Below are 18,041 nucleotides of genomic sequence, written 5' to 3'. Positions count from 1 at the left end.
ACGCCCCCTCCTGGAGATTGGCCCCGATGAAGCTCGCCCTGCCCGCCCGGATCCTGGGCCTCGCGTTCGCCGCCGCGATCGTGGCGCCCGGCGCGCACGCCGACACGCCCGTCGTGGTGTCGTCGAAGATCGACACCGAAGGCAACCTGCTCGGCAACCTCATTTCACAGGTGCTGAAGGCCCACGGCATTCCCGTCACCGAGAAGATCGCGCTCGGCACGACGCCGATCGTGCGCAAGGCGCTCACGAGCGGCGAGATCGACGTCTACCCCGAATACACGGGCAACGCCGCGTTCTTCTTCAACAAGGCCGACGATCCGGTGTGGAAGAACGCGAGCCAAGGCTACGACACCGCGAAGCAACTCGACTACGCGGCGAACCATCTCGTGTGGCTCGCACCGGCGCCCGCGAACAACACGTGGGGCGTCGCGCTGCTCGCGCCCGTGGCGCAGTCGCAGCACCTGAAGACCTTCTCCGACTTCGGCAAGTGGGTGGCCAGCGGCGGCAAGGTGAAGCTCGCGGCCTCGGCCGAATTCGTGAACAGCGCGTCCGCGCTGCCGTCGTTCGAGAAAGCGTACGGCTTCAAGCTGAAGCCCGAGCAGCTCGTCGTGCTGTCCGGCGGCGACACGGCCGCGACGATCAAGGCCGCCGCGAACCAGACCGACGGCGTGAACGCGGCGATGGTCTACGGCACCGACGGCGGCATCGCGTCGAGCGGCCTCGCGGTGCTCGACGACGACAAGCACGTGCAGCCCGTCTACGCGCCGGCGCCGGTGATCCGCGAAGCCGCGCTGAAAGCGCATCCGCAGATCGCCGACTTGCTGAAGCCCGTGTTCGCGAGCCTCGACCTGAAAACGCTGCAATCGCTGAACGCCCGCATCCAGCTCAACGGCGAGCCGGCGGCCGGCGTCGCGAAAAGCTACCTGAAAGCGAAGGGTTTCGTGAAATGACGGCGCGCGCGGCAGCGTCCGCGCGGCGCGTCACGCTCGACAAGGTCGGCATCCTGATCGGCATGCTGACGATCGTCGCGGTGTTCGGGCTGTCGTTCGCGGTGCTGCGGCCGAACCGGATCGCGGCCGGCACCGGGCTGTCGGTGTTCGCCGCGTTGCCGCCGATGCAGGGCGCCGTGCTCGCCGCGCTGTGGACCGTCGGCGCGCTGTGGGTGATGACGGCGAGCCGTCCCGCGTGGCGGCTCGCGGCCGGCTGTACGGGGCTCGCGACGCTCGCGTATGCGGTCGGCGCGGCCGCGGCGCATGTCGTCGCACCCGACGACATGCTGGCCCGCGTGTCGCCCGACGCCGGCGTCTGGCTGCTGCTGTTCGCATGGGCCGTGCTGATCGCCGACGCGCTCGCGCGCCTCGCGTTCGGCCCGTGGCGGCGCCTCGCCGCGCTCGCCGTCGCGATAGCAGCGGTTTCGGTGCCGCTTGCGAGCGGCTGGTGGGACGGCCTCTCCGTGATGCGCGAATACGCGGTGCGCAGCGACGATTTCTGGCGCGAAGCGATCCGTCACATGTCGCTCGCGGGCGGCTCGGTCGCCGCCGCGCTCGTCGCGGGCGTGCCGCTCGGCATCGCCTGCGCGCGCATCGCGACGGTGCGCACCGTCGCGATGCCTGCGCTCAATATCGTGCAGACGATCCCCAGCATCGCGATGTACGGGCTGATGATGGCGCCGCTCGGCCTGCTCGCCACGCACGTGCCGCTCGCGGCCGCGCTCGGCATCCGCGGCATCGGGGTCGCGCCGGCCGTGCTTGCGCTGTTCCTCTACTCGCTGCTGCCGATCGCATCGAGCGTCGTGGTCGGGCTCGAACAGGTGCCGCCGCACGTGACCGAAGCCGCGCGCGCGATGGGCATGACGCGTGCGCAGCGGCTGCTGCGCGTCGATCTCGTGCTCGCGCTGCCGGTGATCCTGAGCGGCGTGCGCATCGTGCTCGTGCAGAACATCGGGCTGACCGCGGTGGCCGCGCTGATCGGCGGCGGCGGGTTCGGCACCTTCATCTTCCAGGGGATCGGGCAATCGGCCGCCGATCTCGTGCTGCTCGGCGCGATCCCGACGATCGCGCTCGCACTGGCGGCCGCGGTCGTGTTCGAAGCCGCGACGTCGCTCGCGAAGGGGCGTGCAGGATGATCGAGATCGAACGAGTCGGCAAACGCTTCGGCGACGCGGTCGCCGTCGACGACGTATCGCTGACGATGCAACGCGGCACGATCACCGCGCTCGTCGGCGCATCGGGCAGCGGCAAGTCGACGCTCTTGCGCATGATCAACCGGCTGATCGCGCCGACCAGCGGCACGATTCGCATCGACGGCGTCGATACGGCGACCGTCGCACCCGAGCAACTACGCCGCGGCATCGGCTATGCGATCCAGGGGCACGGGCTGTTTCCGCACTGGAGCGTCGCGCGCAACATCGCGACCGTGCCGCGCCTGCTCGGCTGGCCGGCGGAGCGCATCGACGCCCGCGTGAACGAACTGCTCGACCTGTTCCATCTCGCGCCGGCCGAATTCGCGGGCAAGCTCCCGCACGAACTGTCGGGCGGCCAGCAGCAGCGCGTCGGCGTTGCGCGCGCCCTTGCGGCCGAGCCTGCGATGCTGCTGATGGACGAACCATTCGGCGCGCTCGATCCGATCATCCGCAACAAGGCGCAGGACGATCTGTTCGCGCTGCAGCGCCGCCTCGGCATCACGGTCGTGATCGTCACGCACGATATCGAGGAAGCGCTGAAGCTCGGCGACACGATCGCGGTGATGGACGGCGGCCGGCTGCTGCAGGTCGCGTCGCCGGCCGAGATTCTCGGCAAGCCGGCGGCGGGTGTCGTCGAACAGCTCGTCGCGGGCGTCGATCGGCCGCTGCGCCTGCTCGCGCTCACGCCGATCGACGCCGTGGCCGAAGCCGGCCACGCCGACGGCGAACCGATCGCGGCGACGCGCACGCTGCGCGATGCGGTGTCCGAATTGTTGTGGCGCGGCGTCGATGCGCTACCCGTCGACGATACGGCCGACGGCTACCGCCACGCACACGGCCCCCGCCGCATCACGCTCGACGCGATCCGTTCACACGCGAGGCAGCCCGCATGACGACGCGCGGCAGCATGGGCCCCAAGCGGTCGTCGCTTCCCGCGTACGTCGCCCGCGCGGCCGCGCTCGCGCTGCTGCTCGTGCTGCTGTTGCGCCCCGTGTGGCTGCAGGGTCTGTTCGCGCCGTTCGCGGACAACGGCGCGCCGGTGATCTACGATCGCGCGAGCCTGCTCGATCTCACGCTCGCGCATCTCGGCACGGTCGCGCTGTCGAGCCTGATCGGCACGATCGTCGCGGTCGCGGCCGGCATCGCGGTCACGCGACCGTTCGGTGCGGATTTCCTGCCGGTCGCGCGCAGCGTCGTCGATATCGGCCAGACCTTCCCGCCGGTCGCCGTGCTCGCGCTGGCCGTGCCGGCAGTCGGCTTCGGCCTGAAACCCGTGCTGATCGCGCTCGTTTTGTACGGGCTCCTGCCGGTTTTCGAAAGCACGATCGCGGGGATCGAGGACGTGCCGCGCGACGTCGTCGACGCCGCGCGCGGGATGGGGATGAGCGGCTGGCAGCAGCTGGTGTCCGTCGAGCTGCCGCTCGCGTTCCCGGTGATCGTCAACGGCATCCGCCTCGCGGTCGTGATCAATCTCGGCACCGCGACGATCGGCTCGACGGTCGCCGCGCGCGGGCTCGGCGACGTGATCATCGCGGGCCTGCAGACGTCGAACACCGCGTTCGTGCTGCAAGGCGGCGTGATCGTCGGCTTGCTCGCGGTGCTCGTCAGCGATGCGATCGGCGCGATCGCGCGGGTGGCGAGCGCGCGGCGCGCGTAGCAGCCGTCGCAAAATTTTTCGAAGGAGAAACCATGGCTGCCCTGGACACCGGCCCGTTTTTTCATGGCACGAAAGCGGATCTGCGGACCGGCGACTTGCTGACGGCAGGCTTCAGATCGAATTATCGGGATGACGTCGTGATGAATCACATTTATTTCACGGCCCTGCCCAAAGGCGCCGGCCTGGCTGCGGACATGGCCAAAGGCGATGGCCGGCCGCGGGTCTACATCGTCGAACCCACCGGCGAATTCGAAAACGACCCGAACGTCACGGACAAGAAATTCCCGGGCAATCCGACGCGATCGTATCGAAGCACATCGCCTTTGAAGATCGTTGGCGAACTCGATAGCTGGGAACCGTACGATCCGGCGTTCATCCAGCAGCTCAGAATCCGCATCGAAACCGGCATCGGCGAGATCATCAACTAGCGCGCGTCCGGACTCCGATGCGTGTCCGCGCAACGATCGGCACGTCGATGATCGCGAACGTGACAAGCCTACACGTCGCTTTCATTCGAGCCGGCGCTCGACCACGCGCCGCGATTGGTCGATATACTATGCGCCTCCCATTTCCCCGCACTCGACCATGCGACGACGGTTCTTCTGGCTGATCGTGCTTTCGCTCGGCATTGCGCAACAGGCCGCGGCGCAGCAGGCGCCCGCTTTGCCTGCTTCCGCGCCCGATGCACTGGCATCGGCGCCGGCTGCCGCGCCCGCGCCGCTCGCGAGCACCAACGATCAGCCTAACGAAGCAAACCGCCGCATCACGTCCTACCTGACGAAGAAATTCGGCGTCGCAAGAGAAAAGGCCGCGAAGCTCGCCGATATCGTGAGCGTCACTGCGACGAAATATTCGCTGCCGCCGGCACTCGTTTACGCGATTATTTCGATCGAATCGCGCTTCCAGGAAAAGGCGCGCGGCCAGCATGGCGCGACCGGATTGATGCAGGTCGTGCCGTCCGCGCACCGCGGCATGCTGCGCGACGTGAAGGACCTGACCGAGCCGAATGCGAACGTCGAGGTCGGCTCGCGCATTCTGTCGGGCTATGTGAAAGCGGCCGGCGGCAACGTGCAGGCCGGGTTGAGGAGCTACAGCGGCGGATCCAGTGCGTATGCGGCGAAAGTGATGCAGCGGGTCGATTCGTTCCGGTTCGTGCTCGAACCCGATGACGATGCGAAAAGTGCGAATACCGCGAACGATGCGAACAACGCGAAGGCGCACATGGTGCCGGTCAGCGATCCGTCAGCGGCGCCGGCCGCGAACCGCAACGCGAAGTAAGCAATGGGCCCCCCCGTTCGCACGGCCCCGGCCCGACGCCGCGCGGTCCGGCTGTTCGCCATTGTCGCGCTGTCGGCCGGCCCTGTATCGGCTTTCGCTGCCGTCGACTGCGAACAGGCAGGGCCGACGATGGAAGCCGTGCGGCGCTGCGCGCTCGATCAGCAGCAGCAGCAAGTGGACAGCGCGTACCGGTCGCTCGCTCGCAAGCTGCGCCAACGCAACCCCGACGCTGCCGCCCGACTCGCGAAATCGCAGACGAGTTGGGCCGCCTTTGCCGGCGATACTTGTGACTACGTGAAGACCGCCAATCCGCAGCAGACGATTCCGAGTGACGCCTGGCTCAACTGTTGGGTGGATTTCAGTCAGGCACGCGTGCGCATCCTGAAGAAGTGGGAAGCGCAACTGACGCAGCCGAACTGACCGCCGGCCGTGCCATATCGCCAATTGTTCCGATATTTCAGGAACAAAAACGCCAAAGGCCAGCGGTAGCCCATTCTTCTCATATTTCAGGAACTGTAAACGAGTACGGCGGCGCATTCGCGCCGCCGCCCCATGGCGTCACCGGATCACCTCCCTCGTGCCTTGATCCGGCCCCCTCTGATCAAAGCTGCCCCGCCGCCCCCGTCCACCGCAGGTAATCCCCGCGCGTCCAGTCCAGCGACACACCCACGCGCTTCGTCCCCGGCCGGATCTTCGGCTTGTACACCGACAGCGTCAGCGACTCCAGCGCCGGCCATTCGCGAAACGACAGCACCGCGATATCTGCAACGAGCGTCTCCAGCAACCGCGTATGCGGCTTGTGCGACAGAAACGACGCGACGCGCGCGCAGTAGCCGTCGTAATCGATCCACTCGCCCTGCTCGCTCGGCTCGCAGCGATACCCGAGCCGCGCATCGATCACGATCGGCTGCGGCGCCTCGTGTTCGTGCGCATGGATGCCGATCCGCGCGGGCACCTTCAGTTCGTCGACGAACACGCTCCAGCCGCGCCCGCGCAGGCGCGGCGCGTCGATCGCCACGAACGGTTCGTCGAACGGCTTCATGATGCGAGCGGCGCCGCGGCGTCGAGCATGATGCGCACGAAATAGTCGGCGAAGCTGCGGCGCAGGACGATCTCGAACGTGTCGTCGCCGGTCGGGATCAGCGTGATCGGCGACTTGAAGTAGTGCGACTGCGCGCACTGGCCCGGCTTGAACACGCGCGGATGCAGATCGAGCGGACAGCCGCGCGCGATCACGTCGCGCACGCGTTCGCCGGTGATCTCGACGACCGTGTAGCCGCTGCCGACGTCGACGGCCGCCGCGTACAAGCCCTGCACGGCCTCGGCCAGCTTCGCCTCGAGCACGCCGGCCTGCACCGGCCCGTTCGACCGCACGAGCCATTCGTCGGGGCCGAGCCACAGCACGTCGTACTCGGCGCCGCGCGCCACCGTGTTCGGCTCCGCGGGCGGCCGGCAGCCGACCACGCGCTCGAACGCGGCGACGAATGCCGGATCGCCCAACTCGCCGCGCACGTTGACGAGATCGAGGAACGGCCGCTCGCGCAGCGTGAACTTCTTCGAAGCGCGCGCCTGGTGCGGCTTCAGCACGTCGGCCGCGCCGACGAACGGCGATTCAAGCGTCACGCCGCCCGCGCCCGCCACCTGCGTCTGGTTTCTCGTTTCATTCCACATGCTGACGCACCCCTTCGGTATCGTAGAAAACCGGGCTCGAGATCTTCGCGGTGATGCGCTTGCCGTTGGCCAGCGGAATCACGACGCTCTCGCCCATCTTGTTCAGGCCGCCCTTCACCACCGCGAGCGCGATCGAGCGCTTCAGGATCGGGCTGTAGTAGCTCGACGTCACGTGGCCGATCATCGGCGTCGGATCGGTGGCCGACACCTGCGTGTCCTTCGCGATGATCTGCGCGCCTTCCGGCAGCACGAACTGTTCGTCTTCGGTCAGCAGGCCGACGAACTGCTTGCGGCCTTCCTTCGCGGTATCCGAACGCGACAGCGAGCGCTTGCCGAGGAAGTCCTTCGACTTCGCGACGACCCCGCCCATCCCGAGGTCGAACGGCGTGATCGAGCCGTCGGTATCCTGGCCGACGATGATGTAGCCCTTCTCCGCGCGCAGCACGTGCATCGTTTCGGTGCCGTACGGCGTGATGTCGAACTCGGCGCCGGCCGCCATCAGCGCTTCCCACACCGCGCGGCCCGCATTCGCCGGCACGTTCACTTCGTAGGCCAACTCGCCCGAGAAGCTGATCCGCATCACGCGCGCCTTCGCGCCGGCGACGGTGCCGTTGCGATAGCTCATGAACGGGAACGCTTCATTGCCGAAGTCGATGTCCTGGCACACCTTCTGCACGACCTTGCGGCTCTTCGGGCCGACCACCGCGAACGTCGCCCAGTGATCGGTGACGGACGCGAGCCGCACCTTCATGTCGGGCCATTCGGTCTGCAGCCAGCGCTCGAGCCACGTCAGCACGCGCGCCGCGCCGCCGGTGGTGGTCGTCATCATGAAATGCTGGTCGGCGAGGCGCACGGTCACACCGTCGTCGAACACCATCCCGTTTTCGTCGAGCATCAGCCCGTAGCGGCACTTGCCCACTTCGAGCTTGTTCCACGGGTTCGTGTACATCCAGTTCAGCAGCTTCACCGCGTCCGGGCCCTGGATGTCGATCTTGCCGAGCGTCGACGCGTCGAGGATGCCGACGCTGTTGCGCACCGCGAGACATTCGCGCTTCACGGCCGCATGGAGATCCTCGCCGTTCTTCGGGAAATACCACGGCCGCTTCCAGTTGCCGACGTCCTCGAACATCGCGCCGTGCTCGACGTGCCATTCGTGCACGGCCGTCTTGCGGATCGGGTCGAGGAAATCGCCCGTCTCGCGGCCCGCGAACGTACCGAACGACACGGGCGTGTAGTTCGGGCGGAACGTCGTCGTACCCGTTTCCGGAATCGTCTTGCCGAGCGCGCCCGCGAGAATCGCCATCCCGTTGATGTTGCCGAGCTTGCCCTGGTCGGTGCCGAAGCCCATCGCCGTGTAGCGCTTCACGTGCTCGACCGACTCGAAGCCTTCGCGCGCGGCGAGCAGGATGTCGGCGGCTGCGACGTCGTTCTGGAAGTCGACGAACTGCTTCGGCCCGCGCGCCGCCGCCTCGCGGCTACCGACGAGCCACAACGGCTGCAATGCGCCTTCGACGGCTTCGGCGACCTGCGGCGCGGCCGGGCGCTGCGCGGCCGTGAAGCCCGCGGCCTTCGCCGCTTCCACGCCCGCATCGACCGCGAGCCGCAGCGCACGGGCCAGCCCGAATTCGCCGGCCGCCGCACCGATGCTCGCTTCCGCCTGCACGGGCTTGCCCGGCAGGAAACACGCCTTGTCGTCGTTCCAGCACGCCTTGCCGCCCGACTGCGCGAACAGGTGCAGCACCGGGCTGAAGCCGCCCGACATCGCGACGAGGTCGCACGGCAGCGACTGCATCTTGCCGCCGGTCTGGCCGTTCGAGTAGGACGCGACGTCGACCGACGATACGCGCCACTTGCCCGAAGCGGCCGTGACGACCGCACCGCTCATCACCGTCACGCCCTGCCGCTTGGCCGCCGCCGGCAGCGCGCCGTTCGACGATGCGCGGGAATCGACGACCGTCACCTTCGCGCCGCACGCCTTCAGGTCGAGCGCGGTCTGGTATGCACGGTCGTTGTTCGTGAACACGACCACGTTGCGGCCCGGCATCACGCCGAAGCGATGCACGTAGGTCGACACCGCGCCCGCGAGCATCACGCCCGGCAGGTCGTTGTTGCCGAATACGATCGGCCGCTCGTGCGCGCCGGTCGCGAGAATCACGCGCTTCGCACGGACCTTCCACAGCAGTTCGCGCGTGCCCTTGCGCATCGACACCGGCAGGTGATCGGTCAGGCGCTGCGTGACCGTCACGAGGTTGTGGTCCTGATAGCCGAACGCGGTGCTGCGCGACAGGATCGTCACGTCGGGCAGCTTGCGCAGCTCGGCCTCGATCTTCTCGACCCATTGCAGCGCGGGCTTCGCGTCGATCTCCGCGCGGCACGACAGCAGGCTGCCGCCGAGCTCACGCTGGTCGTCGACGAGGATCACGCGTGCGCCGGCCGTGGCGGCCGCATGCGCGGCGGCGAGGCCCGACGGGCCACCGCCGACCACGAGCACGTCGCAGTGCGCGTAGCACTTGTCGTAGCGATCGGCGTCGAGCACCTCGGGCGCCTTGCCGAGGCCGGCCGCTTCGCGGATCTTCTCTTCGTACTTCGGCCACATGTTGCGCGGCCACATGAAGGTCTTGTAGTAGAACCCGGCCGGCATGAAGCGCGAGAACTTCTGGTTGATCGCGTACTTGTCGTTCTCGAGCGTCGGCTCCGCGTTCACGCTCGTCGCGACGAGCCCCTGGTACAGCTCGATCTCGGTCGCGCGCGCGTTAGGCACGGTGTACGGGCCGGTTTCGAGCTGCACGACGGCATTCGGTTCCGCGACGTCCGCCGTCACGATTCCGCGCGGACGGTGGTACTTGAAGCTGCGCGCGACGAAGTGCACGCCGTTCGCGAGCAGCGCGGACGCGAGCGTGTCGCCCTGGAAGCCCTGATACGTGCGGCCGTTGAACGTGAACGTCAACGGAATCGCGCGATTGATGCGGCCACCGGTGCCGAGGCGGTCTTTCTGGCTCATTTGCTGGTGCCCTCTTCGTGTGCGTTGCCGGCAGCGGCGCCATTGGCAGCCCCGCCGAACTTTTCGTAGCCCTTGATATCGTAGGTCACCGTGTCGCGCGTGACCTTGAACCAGCGGCGGCAGCCCTGCGCATGCAGCCATTGCTCCTTGTGCAGCCCGCGCTTGTTCTCGCGCATGAACACGTATTCGCCCCATTCGCGGTCGGTCATGGTCTCGTTCGCCACCGGGCGCACGATGTCGGCTTCACCGCCGCACGTAAACTCGGATTCGGCGCGCGGCCCGCACCACGGACATTCGATCAGCAACATGTTTCTTTCTCCTCAGTGCGGTTAGTGCGCGACGGCGGCAGCGCCGTGCTCGTCGATCAGGTGGCCCGTGTAGAAGCGGTCGAGCGCGAACGGCGCGTTCAGCGGATGCGGTTCGTCGCGGGCGATCGTGTGAGCGAACACCCAGCCCGAGCCCGGCGTCGCCTTGAAGCCGCCGGTACCCCAGCCGCAGTTGAAATACAGGCCCTTCACGTCGGTCTTGGTGATGATCGGGCACGCGTCCGGCGACACGTCGACGATGCCGCCCCACTGGCGGTTCATCCGCACGCGCGAGAACACCGGGAACATCTCGACGATCGCCTGCAGCGTACTTTCGATGATGTGGAAGCTGCCGCGCTGGCCGAAGCCCGTGTACTGGTCGATACCGGCGCCGATCACGAGGTCGCCCTTGTCGGACTGGCTGATGTATGCGTGCACCGCGTTCGACATGATCACCGAGTTGACGACCGGCTTGATCGGCTCGGACACCAGCGCCTGCAGCGGATGGCTTTCGATCGGCAGACGCACGCCGGCCATGTCGGCGAGCGTCGTCGTGTTGCCGGCCGCGACCACCGCGACCTTCTTCGCCTTGATGAAACCCTTCACCGTATCGACGCCGACCACCGCGCCGCCTTCGCGGCGAATGCCCGTCACCTGGCAGTTCTGGATGATGTCGACGCCGGCGCGATCCGCGCCGCGCGCGAAGCCCCAGGCCACCGCGTCGTGGCGTGCGACGCCCGCACGGCGCTGGATCGATGCGCCGAGCACCGGGTAGCGGCTGTTCAGGTTGATCGTCGGCTCGATTTCCTTGATCTGCGCGGGCGTCAGGAATTCGGCGTCGACGCCGTTCAGCCGGTTCGCGTTCACGCGGCGCTCGGTGTCGCGCACGTCCTGCAGCGTGTGCGCGAGGTTCATCACGCCGCGCTGGCTGAACATCACGTTGTAGTTGAGATCCTGCGACAGCCCTTCCCACAGCTTCATCGCCTTCTCGTACAGCGCGGCCGATTCGTCCCACAGATAGTTCGAGCGCACGATCGTCGTGTTGCGCGCGGTGTTGCCGCCGCCGATCCAGCCCTTCTCGAGGATCGCGACGTTCGTGATCCCGTGCTCCTTCGCGAGGTAGTACGCGGTCGCGAGGCCGTGGCCGCCGCCGCCGACGATCACGACGTCGTATTCCTTCTTCGGCTCCGGGCTCTTCCACTGCTTTTCCCAGTTCTCGTGATACGAGAGGCCGTTGCGGAACAGGCTGAATATCGAGTAGCGGCTCATGTTTGGATCCTTCGTTAGCATTCGATGACGTTCACGGCGAGGCCGCCGCGCGACGTTTCCTTGTATTTCGTCTTCATGTCGGCGCCGGTTTCGCGCATCGTCTTGATCACGGAATCGAGCGATACGTAGTGCTGGCCGTTGCCCTTGAGCGCCATGCGCGACGCGTTCAGCGCCTTGATCGCGCCCATCGCGTTGCGCTCGATGCACGGGATCTGCACGAGCCCGCCGACGGGGTCACAGGTCATCCCGAGGTTGTGCTCCATGCCGATCTCGGCCGCGTTCTCGACCTGGTCGGGCGTGCCGCCCATCACCGCGGCGAGCGCGGCGGCGGCCATCGAGCACGCGACGCCCACTTCGCCCTGGCAGCCGACTTCCGCGCCGGAGATCGACGCGGTTTCCTTGTAGATGATCCCGATCGCCGCGGCCGTCAGCAGGAATTCGACGATGCCGGCTTCGTTCGAGCCCGGCACGAACTTCACGTAGTAGTGCAGCACCGCGGGAATCACGCCGGCCGCGCCGTTGGTCGGCGCGGTGACGACACGGCCGCCGGCCGCGTTTTCCTCGTTCACGGCCATCGCATACAGGTTGACCCAGTCGAGCATCGACAGCGGGTCGCGCAGCGACTCTTCGGAACGCGAACGCAGGCGGCCGTTCAGTTCGGCCGCGCGGCGCTTCACGCGCATCGGTCCCGGCAGGTCGCCCTCGACCTTGCAGCCGCGCTCGACGCAGGCGGCCATCGTGCGCCAGATCGCGAGCAGCCCGGCGCGCACTTCGTCGGCGGGGCGCAGCGCGCTTTCGTTGCGCAGCATCAGTTCGGCGATCGACAGCCCGTGCTCGCGGCACTGGCGCATCAGGTCGTCGCCGGTGCGGAACGGATACGGCACCTCGACCGCCGCGCGCACGCCGTTCACGCGATCGCCGTCGCGGTTCACGACGAAGCCGCCGCCGACCGAGTAATACTCTTTCTCGACCAGCAGCTGGCCGTGCTCGTCGAATGCCTGGAAGCGCATCCCGTTCGGATGCACGATGCTCGTGCCGCTCATCAGCTTGCGATAAAAGCCGATGTGTTCCTTCTCGTCGAAGCGCACCGTCTGCTTGCCGAGCAGCGACAGCGACTTCTCCGCGCGGATCGCGGCCAGCCGCGGCTCGATCAGGTCCGGATCGATCGTGTCGGGCAGGTGGCCCTCGAGGCCGAGCAGCACGGCCTTGTCGGTGCCGTGGCCCTTGCCGGTCGCGCCGAGCGAGCCGTACAGCTCGACCCGCACGCGGCGCACGAAGCCGAGCAGGTTCGCGTCCTCGACGTGCGACGCGAAGCGGCACGCGGCGATCATCGGGCCGACCGTATGCGAACTGGACGGGCCGATGCCGATCTTGAACAGGTCGAACGCGCTGACGTTCATCTGGCTTCCTTTGGGTTGCATGCGTGAAATGTCGTTGGGCACCAGTACATCAAAGCGTAAAATCGGCCGATAGAACAAAAACGGCATCGGCGTGGGATACCGCCGCCAAGCGCCGTGCCGGCCGGCCCGAAAGTGCGTTTTGGCGATGGTTCGCGACGAAAAACCACAAGTCCGGCCGCGGCCGATCGGCGACGCTGGCTGCATCCGCGCCGCCTCCGGCAGCCGCAACCCGCAAACAGTGTGAAACGAGTGAGACCGCCTGCCCGGCGTGACGAGATTGGCCGCGATGACCCCCGACGTACCCGCTTCCCCCCTCGCAGAACCCGCGCCGCGGCGCATCCGCTTCGGCATCGTGCTGCTGCCGAACTTCACGCTGACGGCCTTCTCCGGCTTCGTCGACATGCTGCGGCTGTCGGCCGACGACGGCGACTACAGCAAGCCCGTGCGCTGCGCGTGGAGCGTGATCGGCGAGACGCTCGCGCCGGTGCGCGCGAGCTGCGGGATCCAGATCACGCCGTGGGAGACGTTCGACGCGGCCGAGCCGTTCGACTATGTGGTGGTGGTCGGCGGGCTGCTGCATTCGGGGCCGCAGGCCGGCCCTGAAACGCTCGAGTTCATCCGCCGCGCGGCGGCGGGCGGCGCGACGGTCGTCGGCATCTGCACCGGCGTGTTCACGCTGATGCGCGCCGGCGTGCTCGACGGCTACCGCACCTGCGTGAGCTGGTTCCATTACTGGGATTTCATCGAGCGCTTTCCGTCCGCCGATCCCGACCTGCTGATCGCAGACCGGCTGTTCGTGATCGACCGGCGCCGGATCACGTGCTCGGGCGGCCGCGCGTCGATCGACGTCGCCGCCGCGATCCTGCTGCGCCATTTCGATCACGCGACCGTGCAGAAGGCGCTGCGCATCCTGCTCGTCGGCGAGATGCAGAAAGGCAATGCGCCGCAGCCGCATCCGCCGGGGCTCGAGCCGGCGACGCACCCGAAGGTCAAGCGCGCGATTCTTCTGATGGAACAGCACGTCGGGCGTGCGCTGCCGCTCGAGGAACTCGCGTGCAAGCTCGACCTGTCGACGCGGCAGCTCGAACGGCTGTTCAAGGCCGAGACCGGCAGGAGCCCGCAGGCCTTCGCGAAGCAGGTGCGGCTGCGCACGGCCGCGTGGCTGCTGACGAGTTCGGACCGCACGGTCGCCGATATCGCGTCGAGCTGCGGATTCGCCGATGCGTCGCACCTGGGGCGCGAATTCCGCAAGCAGTTCGGCGTGCCGCCGGCGACCTATCGCGAGCGCGGCGGCGACGTGGCCGAAGTGGCCGCGATGCCCGACGCGTCGGCCGACCCCGTCGAGGACATCGCCGAGTGACGGGGCCGGGCAGCCAGCCCCTTCCCTGATCGATTGCAGAACGACGCATGTTCGCGTCGGTTTCCGTTCTTTTGGAACCGGTTCCAATCAATTTAGCCGACGTTACCTCTCTTGAACGAGGGTTATCCCGGATGCTGATGCTCGCTCAAATTTGTATGATGACCACATCACCTTACAAACCTGAGCATCATGTTCGAGAAAATTCCCGCCCGTGCGATGAGCGACCACGTCGCGCAGCAACTGCTCAAGCAGATCGAAGTGGGCAGCTTCTCGGCCACCGGCAAGCTGCCGACTGAAGCCGTGCTCGCGCAGGAATTCGGCGTGAGCCGCACCGTGATCCGCGAGGCGATCTCGCGGCTGAAGAACGAAGGCGTGGTCGAGCCGCGCCAGGGCAGCGGCGTATTCGTGAACCAGCACGGCGCGATCCGGCCGTTGCGGATCGACTACGCGGAAGCCGTCGAGGCGAGCTCGCTGCCGCATCTGCTCGCGGTGCGCCGCGCGATCGAGGCGGAAGTCGCGGCCGAGGCCGCGCTGCACCACACCGCCGACGACATGGCCGACATCGACGACGCGCTGCGCAAGATCGACGCAGCCGTTGCCGAAGGGCGCGACGGCGTCGCGGAAGACGTCGCATTCCACCGCACGATCGCGGCCGTCACCGGCAACCCGTATTTCCTGAAGACGCTGCAATTCCTGAACCAGTATCTCGAAGCCGGCGTGAAGGTCACGCGCAGCAACGAAGCGACGCGCGAGGATTTCTCGCGTCAGGTGCGCGAAGAGCACGCGGCGATCGCCGACGCGATCCGCGCGCGCGACCCGATGGCCGCCCGCAACGCGGCGCGCACGCACATGTACAACGCCGCCCGCCGTCTCGCGGAAGCCGGCATCTGCTGAAGCCGGCGGTCGCGGCCGTTCCTGGCAGCGCCGCCGTCACGAACCTCTCCCGAATCGATCAAGGTTGACCATGTCACGAAATGTTGGAGTCATCGGCCTCGGCGCGATGGGCCTCGGCGTCGCACGCTCGCTGCTGCGCGCCGGCCTGCGCGTCCACGCATGCGACGTGCGCGACACCGTGCTGCAGGCGTTCGCCGCCGAAGGCGGCATCGCGTGCGCGACGCCGGCCGAACTCGGCGCGCAGTGCGACGTCGTCGTCACGCTCGTCGTCAATGCCGCGCAAACGGAAACGGTGCTGTTCGGCGAACACGGTGCGGTCGCCGCGATGAAGCCGGGCGGCGTCGTGATCGCGAGCGCGACCGTCGCGCCCGAATTCGCGGTCGCGCTCGGCGCGCGCATCGAAGCGGCCGGCCTGCAGATGCTCGACGCGCCGGTATCCGGCGGCGCCGCGCGCGCGGCCTCCGGCGAGATGACGATGATGACGTCGGGCCCGGCCGCCGCCTATGCGGGCTGCGAGGACGTGCTCGCCGCGATCGCCGGCAAGGTGTACCGTCTCGGCGACGCGCACGGCATCGGCTCGAAAGTGAAGATCATCAACCAGTTGCTGGCCGGCGTGCATATCGCGGCCGCCGCCGAGGCGATGGCGCTCGGCCTGCGCGAAGGCGTCGACGCCGACGCGCTGTACGACGTGATCACGCACAGCGCGGGCAATTCGTGGATGTTCGAGAACCGCGTGCCGCACATCCTGAACGGCGACTACACGCCGCTGTCGGCCGTCGACATCTTCGTGAAGGATCTCGGCCTCGTGCTCGATACCGCGCGCCGCAGCAAATTCCCGCTGCCGCTCTCCGCCACCGCGCACCAGATGTTCATGAGCGCGTCGAGCGCCGGCCACGGCGGCGAGGACGATTCCGCCGTGATCAAGACTTTCCCCGGCATCACGCTGCCGCCCGCCCGCTGATTCGAACGACGTGCCTGCCATGACCGCTTCCGCTTCCCGTCCCCTGCTCGGCTGCATCGCCGACGATTTCACTGGCGCGACCGATCTCGCGAACATGCTCGTCAAGAGCGGCATGCGCACCGTGCAGACGATCGGCGTGCCCGCCGACGGCGCGACCGACACGATCGCCGACGCCGACGCGATCGTCGTCGCGCTGAAGTCGCGCACGATCCCCGCCGCCGACGCCGTCGCGCAATCGCTCGCCGCGTACGCATGGTTGCGCACGCAAGGATGCCGCCAGTTCTTCTTCAAGTACTGCTCGACGTTCGACTCGACCGACGCGGGCAACATCGGGCCGGTGGCCGACGCGCTGCTCGATGCGGCCGGCGGCGACTTCACGATCGCGTGCCCGGCGTTCCCCGAGAACGGCCGCACGATCTATCGCGGCCACCTGTTCGTCGGCGACGTGCTGCTGAACGAATCGGGGATGGAGCATCATCCGCTCACGCCGATGCAGGACGCGAACCTCGTACGCGTGCTGCAACGGCAGACGAAGTCGCCGGTCGGCCTGATCCGCTACGACACGATCGCGCTCGGCGCGGCCGCCGTGCGTGCGCGGATCGACCAGTTGCGCGCGGAAGGCGTGCGCTTCGCGATTGCCGACGCGCTGTCGGACCGCGACCTCTACGTCCTCGGCGAAGCATGCGCGGGCCTGCCGCTCGTCACCGGCGGCTCCGGCATCGCGCTCGGCCTGCCCGCGAATTTCCGCCGCGCGGAGCAATTGCCCGAGCGCGACAACGCGGCATCGCTGCCGCGCATCGACGGCCCGTCGGCCGTGCTCGCCGGCAGTGCATCGAAGGCCACCAACGCGCAGGTCGCCGCGTGGCGCGCGACGCGGCCGAGCTTCCGCATCGATCCGCTCGCGGCGTCGCGCGGCGAGTCCGTCGTCGAGCAAGCGCTCGCCTTTGCGCGCTCGCACCTGCCGCAGCCCGTGCTGATCTACGCAACCGCCACGCCCGACGAAGTGAAGGCCGTGCAGCAGGCGCTCGGCGTCGACGCGGCCGGCCGTCTCGTCGAAAGCACGCTCGCGGCGATCGCCCGCGGGCTGCGCGAGCTCGGCGTGCGCAAGTTCGTCGTCGCGGGCGGCGAGACGTCCGGCGCCGTCGTGCAGGCGCTCGACGTGAAGTCGCTGCAGATCGGCGCGCAAATCGATCCGGGCGTGCCGGCCACGGCCACCATCGACACGCAGCCGCTCGGCCTCGCGCTGAAATCCGGCAACTTCGGCACCACGGACTTTTTCGACAAGGCGCTGCGCGCGCTGGATGGAGCCGCACGATGAGCGACGAAGCAAAACTGCGCGAAGAGATCTGCGTGGTCGGCGCGAGCCTGTATGCGCGCGGCCATGCGGTCGGCAGCGCCGGCAACATCAGCGCGCGTCTGAACGACGGCTGGCTGATCACGCCGACCGACGCGTGCCTCGGCCGGCTCGACCCGAACGACATCGCGAAGGTCGGCGCCGACGGCCAGCCCGTATCGGGCGGCAAGCCGTCGAAGACGCTCGCGCTGCATCGCGGCATCTACGCACGCAACGCGGAGGCGCACGGCGTCGTCCACACGCATTCGACGCATCTCGTCGCGTTGACGCTCGCGGGCGTGTGGCGCGATACCGACGTGCTGCCGCCGATCACGCCGTACTACGTGATGAAGGTCGGCCACATTCCGCTGATCCGTTACCGCCGCCCCGGCGACCCGGCCGTCGCGGCCGAAGTCGCGGCGCTGGCCGACCGGGTGCGCGGCGTGCTGCTCGATCGCCTCGGCCCGGTGATGTGGGGGCCTTCGGTATCGCACGCGTCGTATGCACTCGAGGAACTCGAGGAAACCGCGCGGCTGTGGCTGATGACGAACCCGAAGCCCGAACCGCTGTCCGACGCCGCGCTCGACGAACTGCGCCAGAGCTTCGGCGCGCGCTGGTAACGCACCGCGACCCGATCATGCAGTAGTCCGTATCGATTTATCTACCCGCCGTGTGCGCGGGCCTTTCCGTCAGCACACACGACTGGCGGCGTACGCGCCGCCGGCACATA

Annotated in this window: 17 protein-coding genes and 1 pseudogene; 12 read left to right on the top strand and 6 right to left on the bottom strand. The window is 67.9% G+C overall.

The annotated features are described in order from the left end of the window. Positions 1-26: 26 nt before the first annotated feature. From osmF to JYG37_RS27420, 7 genes are all read left to right on the top strand, one after another. Positions 27-950, top strand: a complete 924-nt coding sequence (gene osmF / locus JYG37_RS27450) for a glycine betaine ABC transporter substrate-binding protein OsmF (protein ID WP_089489659.1) — start codon at positions 27-29, stop codon at positions 948-950. Continuing rightward, positions 947-2,125, top strand: coding sequence for an ABC transporter permease (locus tag JYG37_RS27445; RefSeq protein ID WP_050012243.1), 1,179 nt, complete (start codon positions 947-949; stop codon positions 2,123-2,125). The genes osmF and JYG37_RS27445 overlap by 4 nt, the downstream gene beginning before the upstream one ends. Further along, complete coding sequence (locus JYG37_RS27440; protein WP_124595462.1) at positions 2,122-3,075, top strand: ABC transporter ATP-binding protein; 954 nt, start codon at positions 2,122-2,124, stop codon at positions 3,073-3,075. The genes JYG37_RS27445 and JYG37_RS27440 overlap by 4 nt, the downstream gene beginning before the upstream one ends. Continuing rightward, complete coding sequence (locus tag JYG37_RS27435; RefSeq protein WP_050012241.1) at positions 3,072-3,839, top strand: ABC transporter permease; 768 nt, start codon at positions 3,072-3,074, stop codon at positions 3,837-3,839. Before JYG37_RS27440 ends, JYG37_RS27435 begins: the two co-directional genes overlap by 4 nt. A gap of 32 nt (positions 3,840-3,871) precedes the next feature. Then, the gene (arr, locus tag JYG37_RS27430) at positions 3,872-4,267 is read left to right on the top strand and encodes an NAD(+)--rifampin ADP-ribosyltransferase (protein WP_050012240.1); all 396 of its coding nucleotides are present in this window, start codon (positions 3,872-3,874) and stop codon (positions 4,265-4,267) included. A gap of 157 nt (positions 4,268-4,424) precedes the next feature. Next, positions 4,425-5,117, top strand: a complete 693-nt coding sequence (locus JYG37_RS27425; RefSeq protein WP_050012239.1) for a lytic transglycosylase domain-containing protein — start codon at positions 4,425-4,427, stop codon at positions 5,115-5,117. 129 nt (positions 5,118-5,246) lie between these two features. Then, entirely contained in the window at positions 5,247-5,537 is a 291-nt protein-coding gene (locus tag JYG37_RS27420; protein ID WP_249746053.1) for a lysozyme inhibitor LprI family protein, read from the top strand. A 181-nt stretch (positions 5,538-5,718) separates the two neighbouring features. Here JYG37_RS27420 and JYG37_RS27415 read toward each other — a convergent pair whose 3' ends face one another. From JYG37_RS27415 to JYG37_RS27390, 6 genes are read right to left on the bottom strand one after another with little or no spacing between them, the layout of a single operon-like run. Then, a complete protein-coding gene (locus JYG37_RS27415; protein WP_034186032.1) occupies positions 5,719-6,159 on the bottom strand; it encodes a dihydroneopterin aldolase in 441 nt (146 codons plus the stop codon). After that, positions 6,156-6,788: a sarcosine oxidase subunit gamma gene (locus JYG37_RS27410; RefSeq protein WP_050012237.1), complete on the bottom strand. Its 633-nt coding sequence runs from the start codon at positions 6,786-6,788 to the stop codon at positions 6,156-6,158. Before JYG37_RS27410 ends, JYG37_RS27415 begins: the two co-directional genes overlap by 4 nt. Further along, entirely contained in the window at positions 6,778-9,789 is a 3,012-nt protein-coding gene (locus JYG37_RS27405; protein ID WP_213346217.1) for a sarcosine oxidase subunit alpha family protein, read from the bottom strand. Before JYG37_RS27405 ends, JYG37_RS27410 begins: the two co-directional genes overlap by 11 nt. Next, positions 9,786-10,097, bottom strand: a complete 312-nt coding sequence (locus tag JYG37_RS27400; RefSeq protein ID WP_204384456.1) for a sarcosine oxidase subunit delta — start codon at positions 10,095-10,097, stop codon at positions 9,786-9,788. The genes JYG37_RS27405 and JYG37_RS27400 overlap by 4 nt, the downstream gene beginning before the upstream one ends. A 21-nt stretch (positions 10,098-10,118) precedes the next feature. Further along, positions 10,119-11,363 carry a sarcosine oxidase subunit beta family protein gene (locus JYG37_RS27395; RefSeq protein WP_006480591.1) on the bottom strand — a complete coding sequence of 415 codons (1,245 nt, stop codon included), beginning with the start codon at positions 11,361-11,363 and terminating at the stop codon, positions 10,119-10,121. Between the two features lie 14 nt (positions 11,364-11,377). Continuing rightward, the gene (locus JYG37_RS27390; RefSeq protein WP_124556351.1) at positions 11,378-12,763 is read right to left on the bottom strand and encodes an L-serine ammonia-lyase; all 1,386 of its coding nucleotides are present in this window, start codon (positions 12,761-12,763) and stop codon (positions 11,378-11,380) included. A gap of 286 nt (positions 12,764-13,049) precedes the next feature. On the opposite strand from JYG37_RS27390, the gene JYG37_RS27385 reads away from it, so the two are divergent. From JYG37_RS27385 to otnC, 5 genes and pseudogenes are all read left to right on the top strand, one after another. Continuing rightward, the gene (locus JYG37_RS27385; protein WP_050012446.1) at positions 13,050-14,123 is read left to right on the top strand and encodes a GlxA family transcriptional regulator; all 1,074 of its coding nucleotides are present in this window, start codon (positions 13,050-13,052) and stop codon (positions 14,121-14,123) included. 189 nt (positions 14,124-14,312) lie between these two features. After that, positions 14,313-14,915 (top strand): annotated as a pseudogene (locus JYG37_RS27380) (FadR/GntR family transcriptional regulator); the annotation flags it as partial. Beyond that, entirely contained in the window at positions 14,878-15,978 is a 1,101-nt protein-coding gene (gene ltnD / locus JYG37_RS27375) for an L-threonate dehydrogenase (protein ID WP_311767857.1), read from the top strand. The pseudogene JYG37_RS27380 and the gene ltnD, both read left to right, overlap by 38 nt. A gap of 19 nt (positions 15,979-15,997) precedes the next feature. Further along, positions 15,998-17,296 (top strand): 3-oxo-tetronate kinase, encoded by a 1,299-nt coding sequence (gene otnK / locus JYG37_RS27370; protein WP_050012233.1) that lies wholly within the window; start codon positions 15,998-16,000, stop codon positions 17,294-17,296. Then, entirely contained in the window at positions 17,293-17,931 is a 639-nt protein-coding gene (gene otnC, locus JYG37_RS27365; protein WP_050012232.1) for a 3-oxo-tetronate 4-phosphate decarboxylase, read from the top strand. The genes otnK and otnC overlap by 4 nt, the downstream gene beginning before the upstream one ends. Positions 17,932-18,041 lie beyond the last annotated feature (110 nt).

The organism is Burkholderia sp. LAS2 (assembly GCF_018417615.1).
Classification (GTDB): Bacteria; Pseudomonadota; Gammaproteobacteria; order Burkholderiales; family Burkholderiaceae; genus Burkholderia; species Burkholderia sola.
Note: the sequence above shows the minus strand (reverse complement) of the source record. Positions and strands in the feature narration are given on the sequence as shown.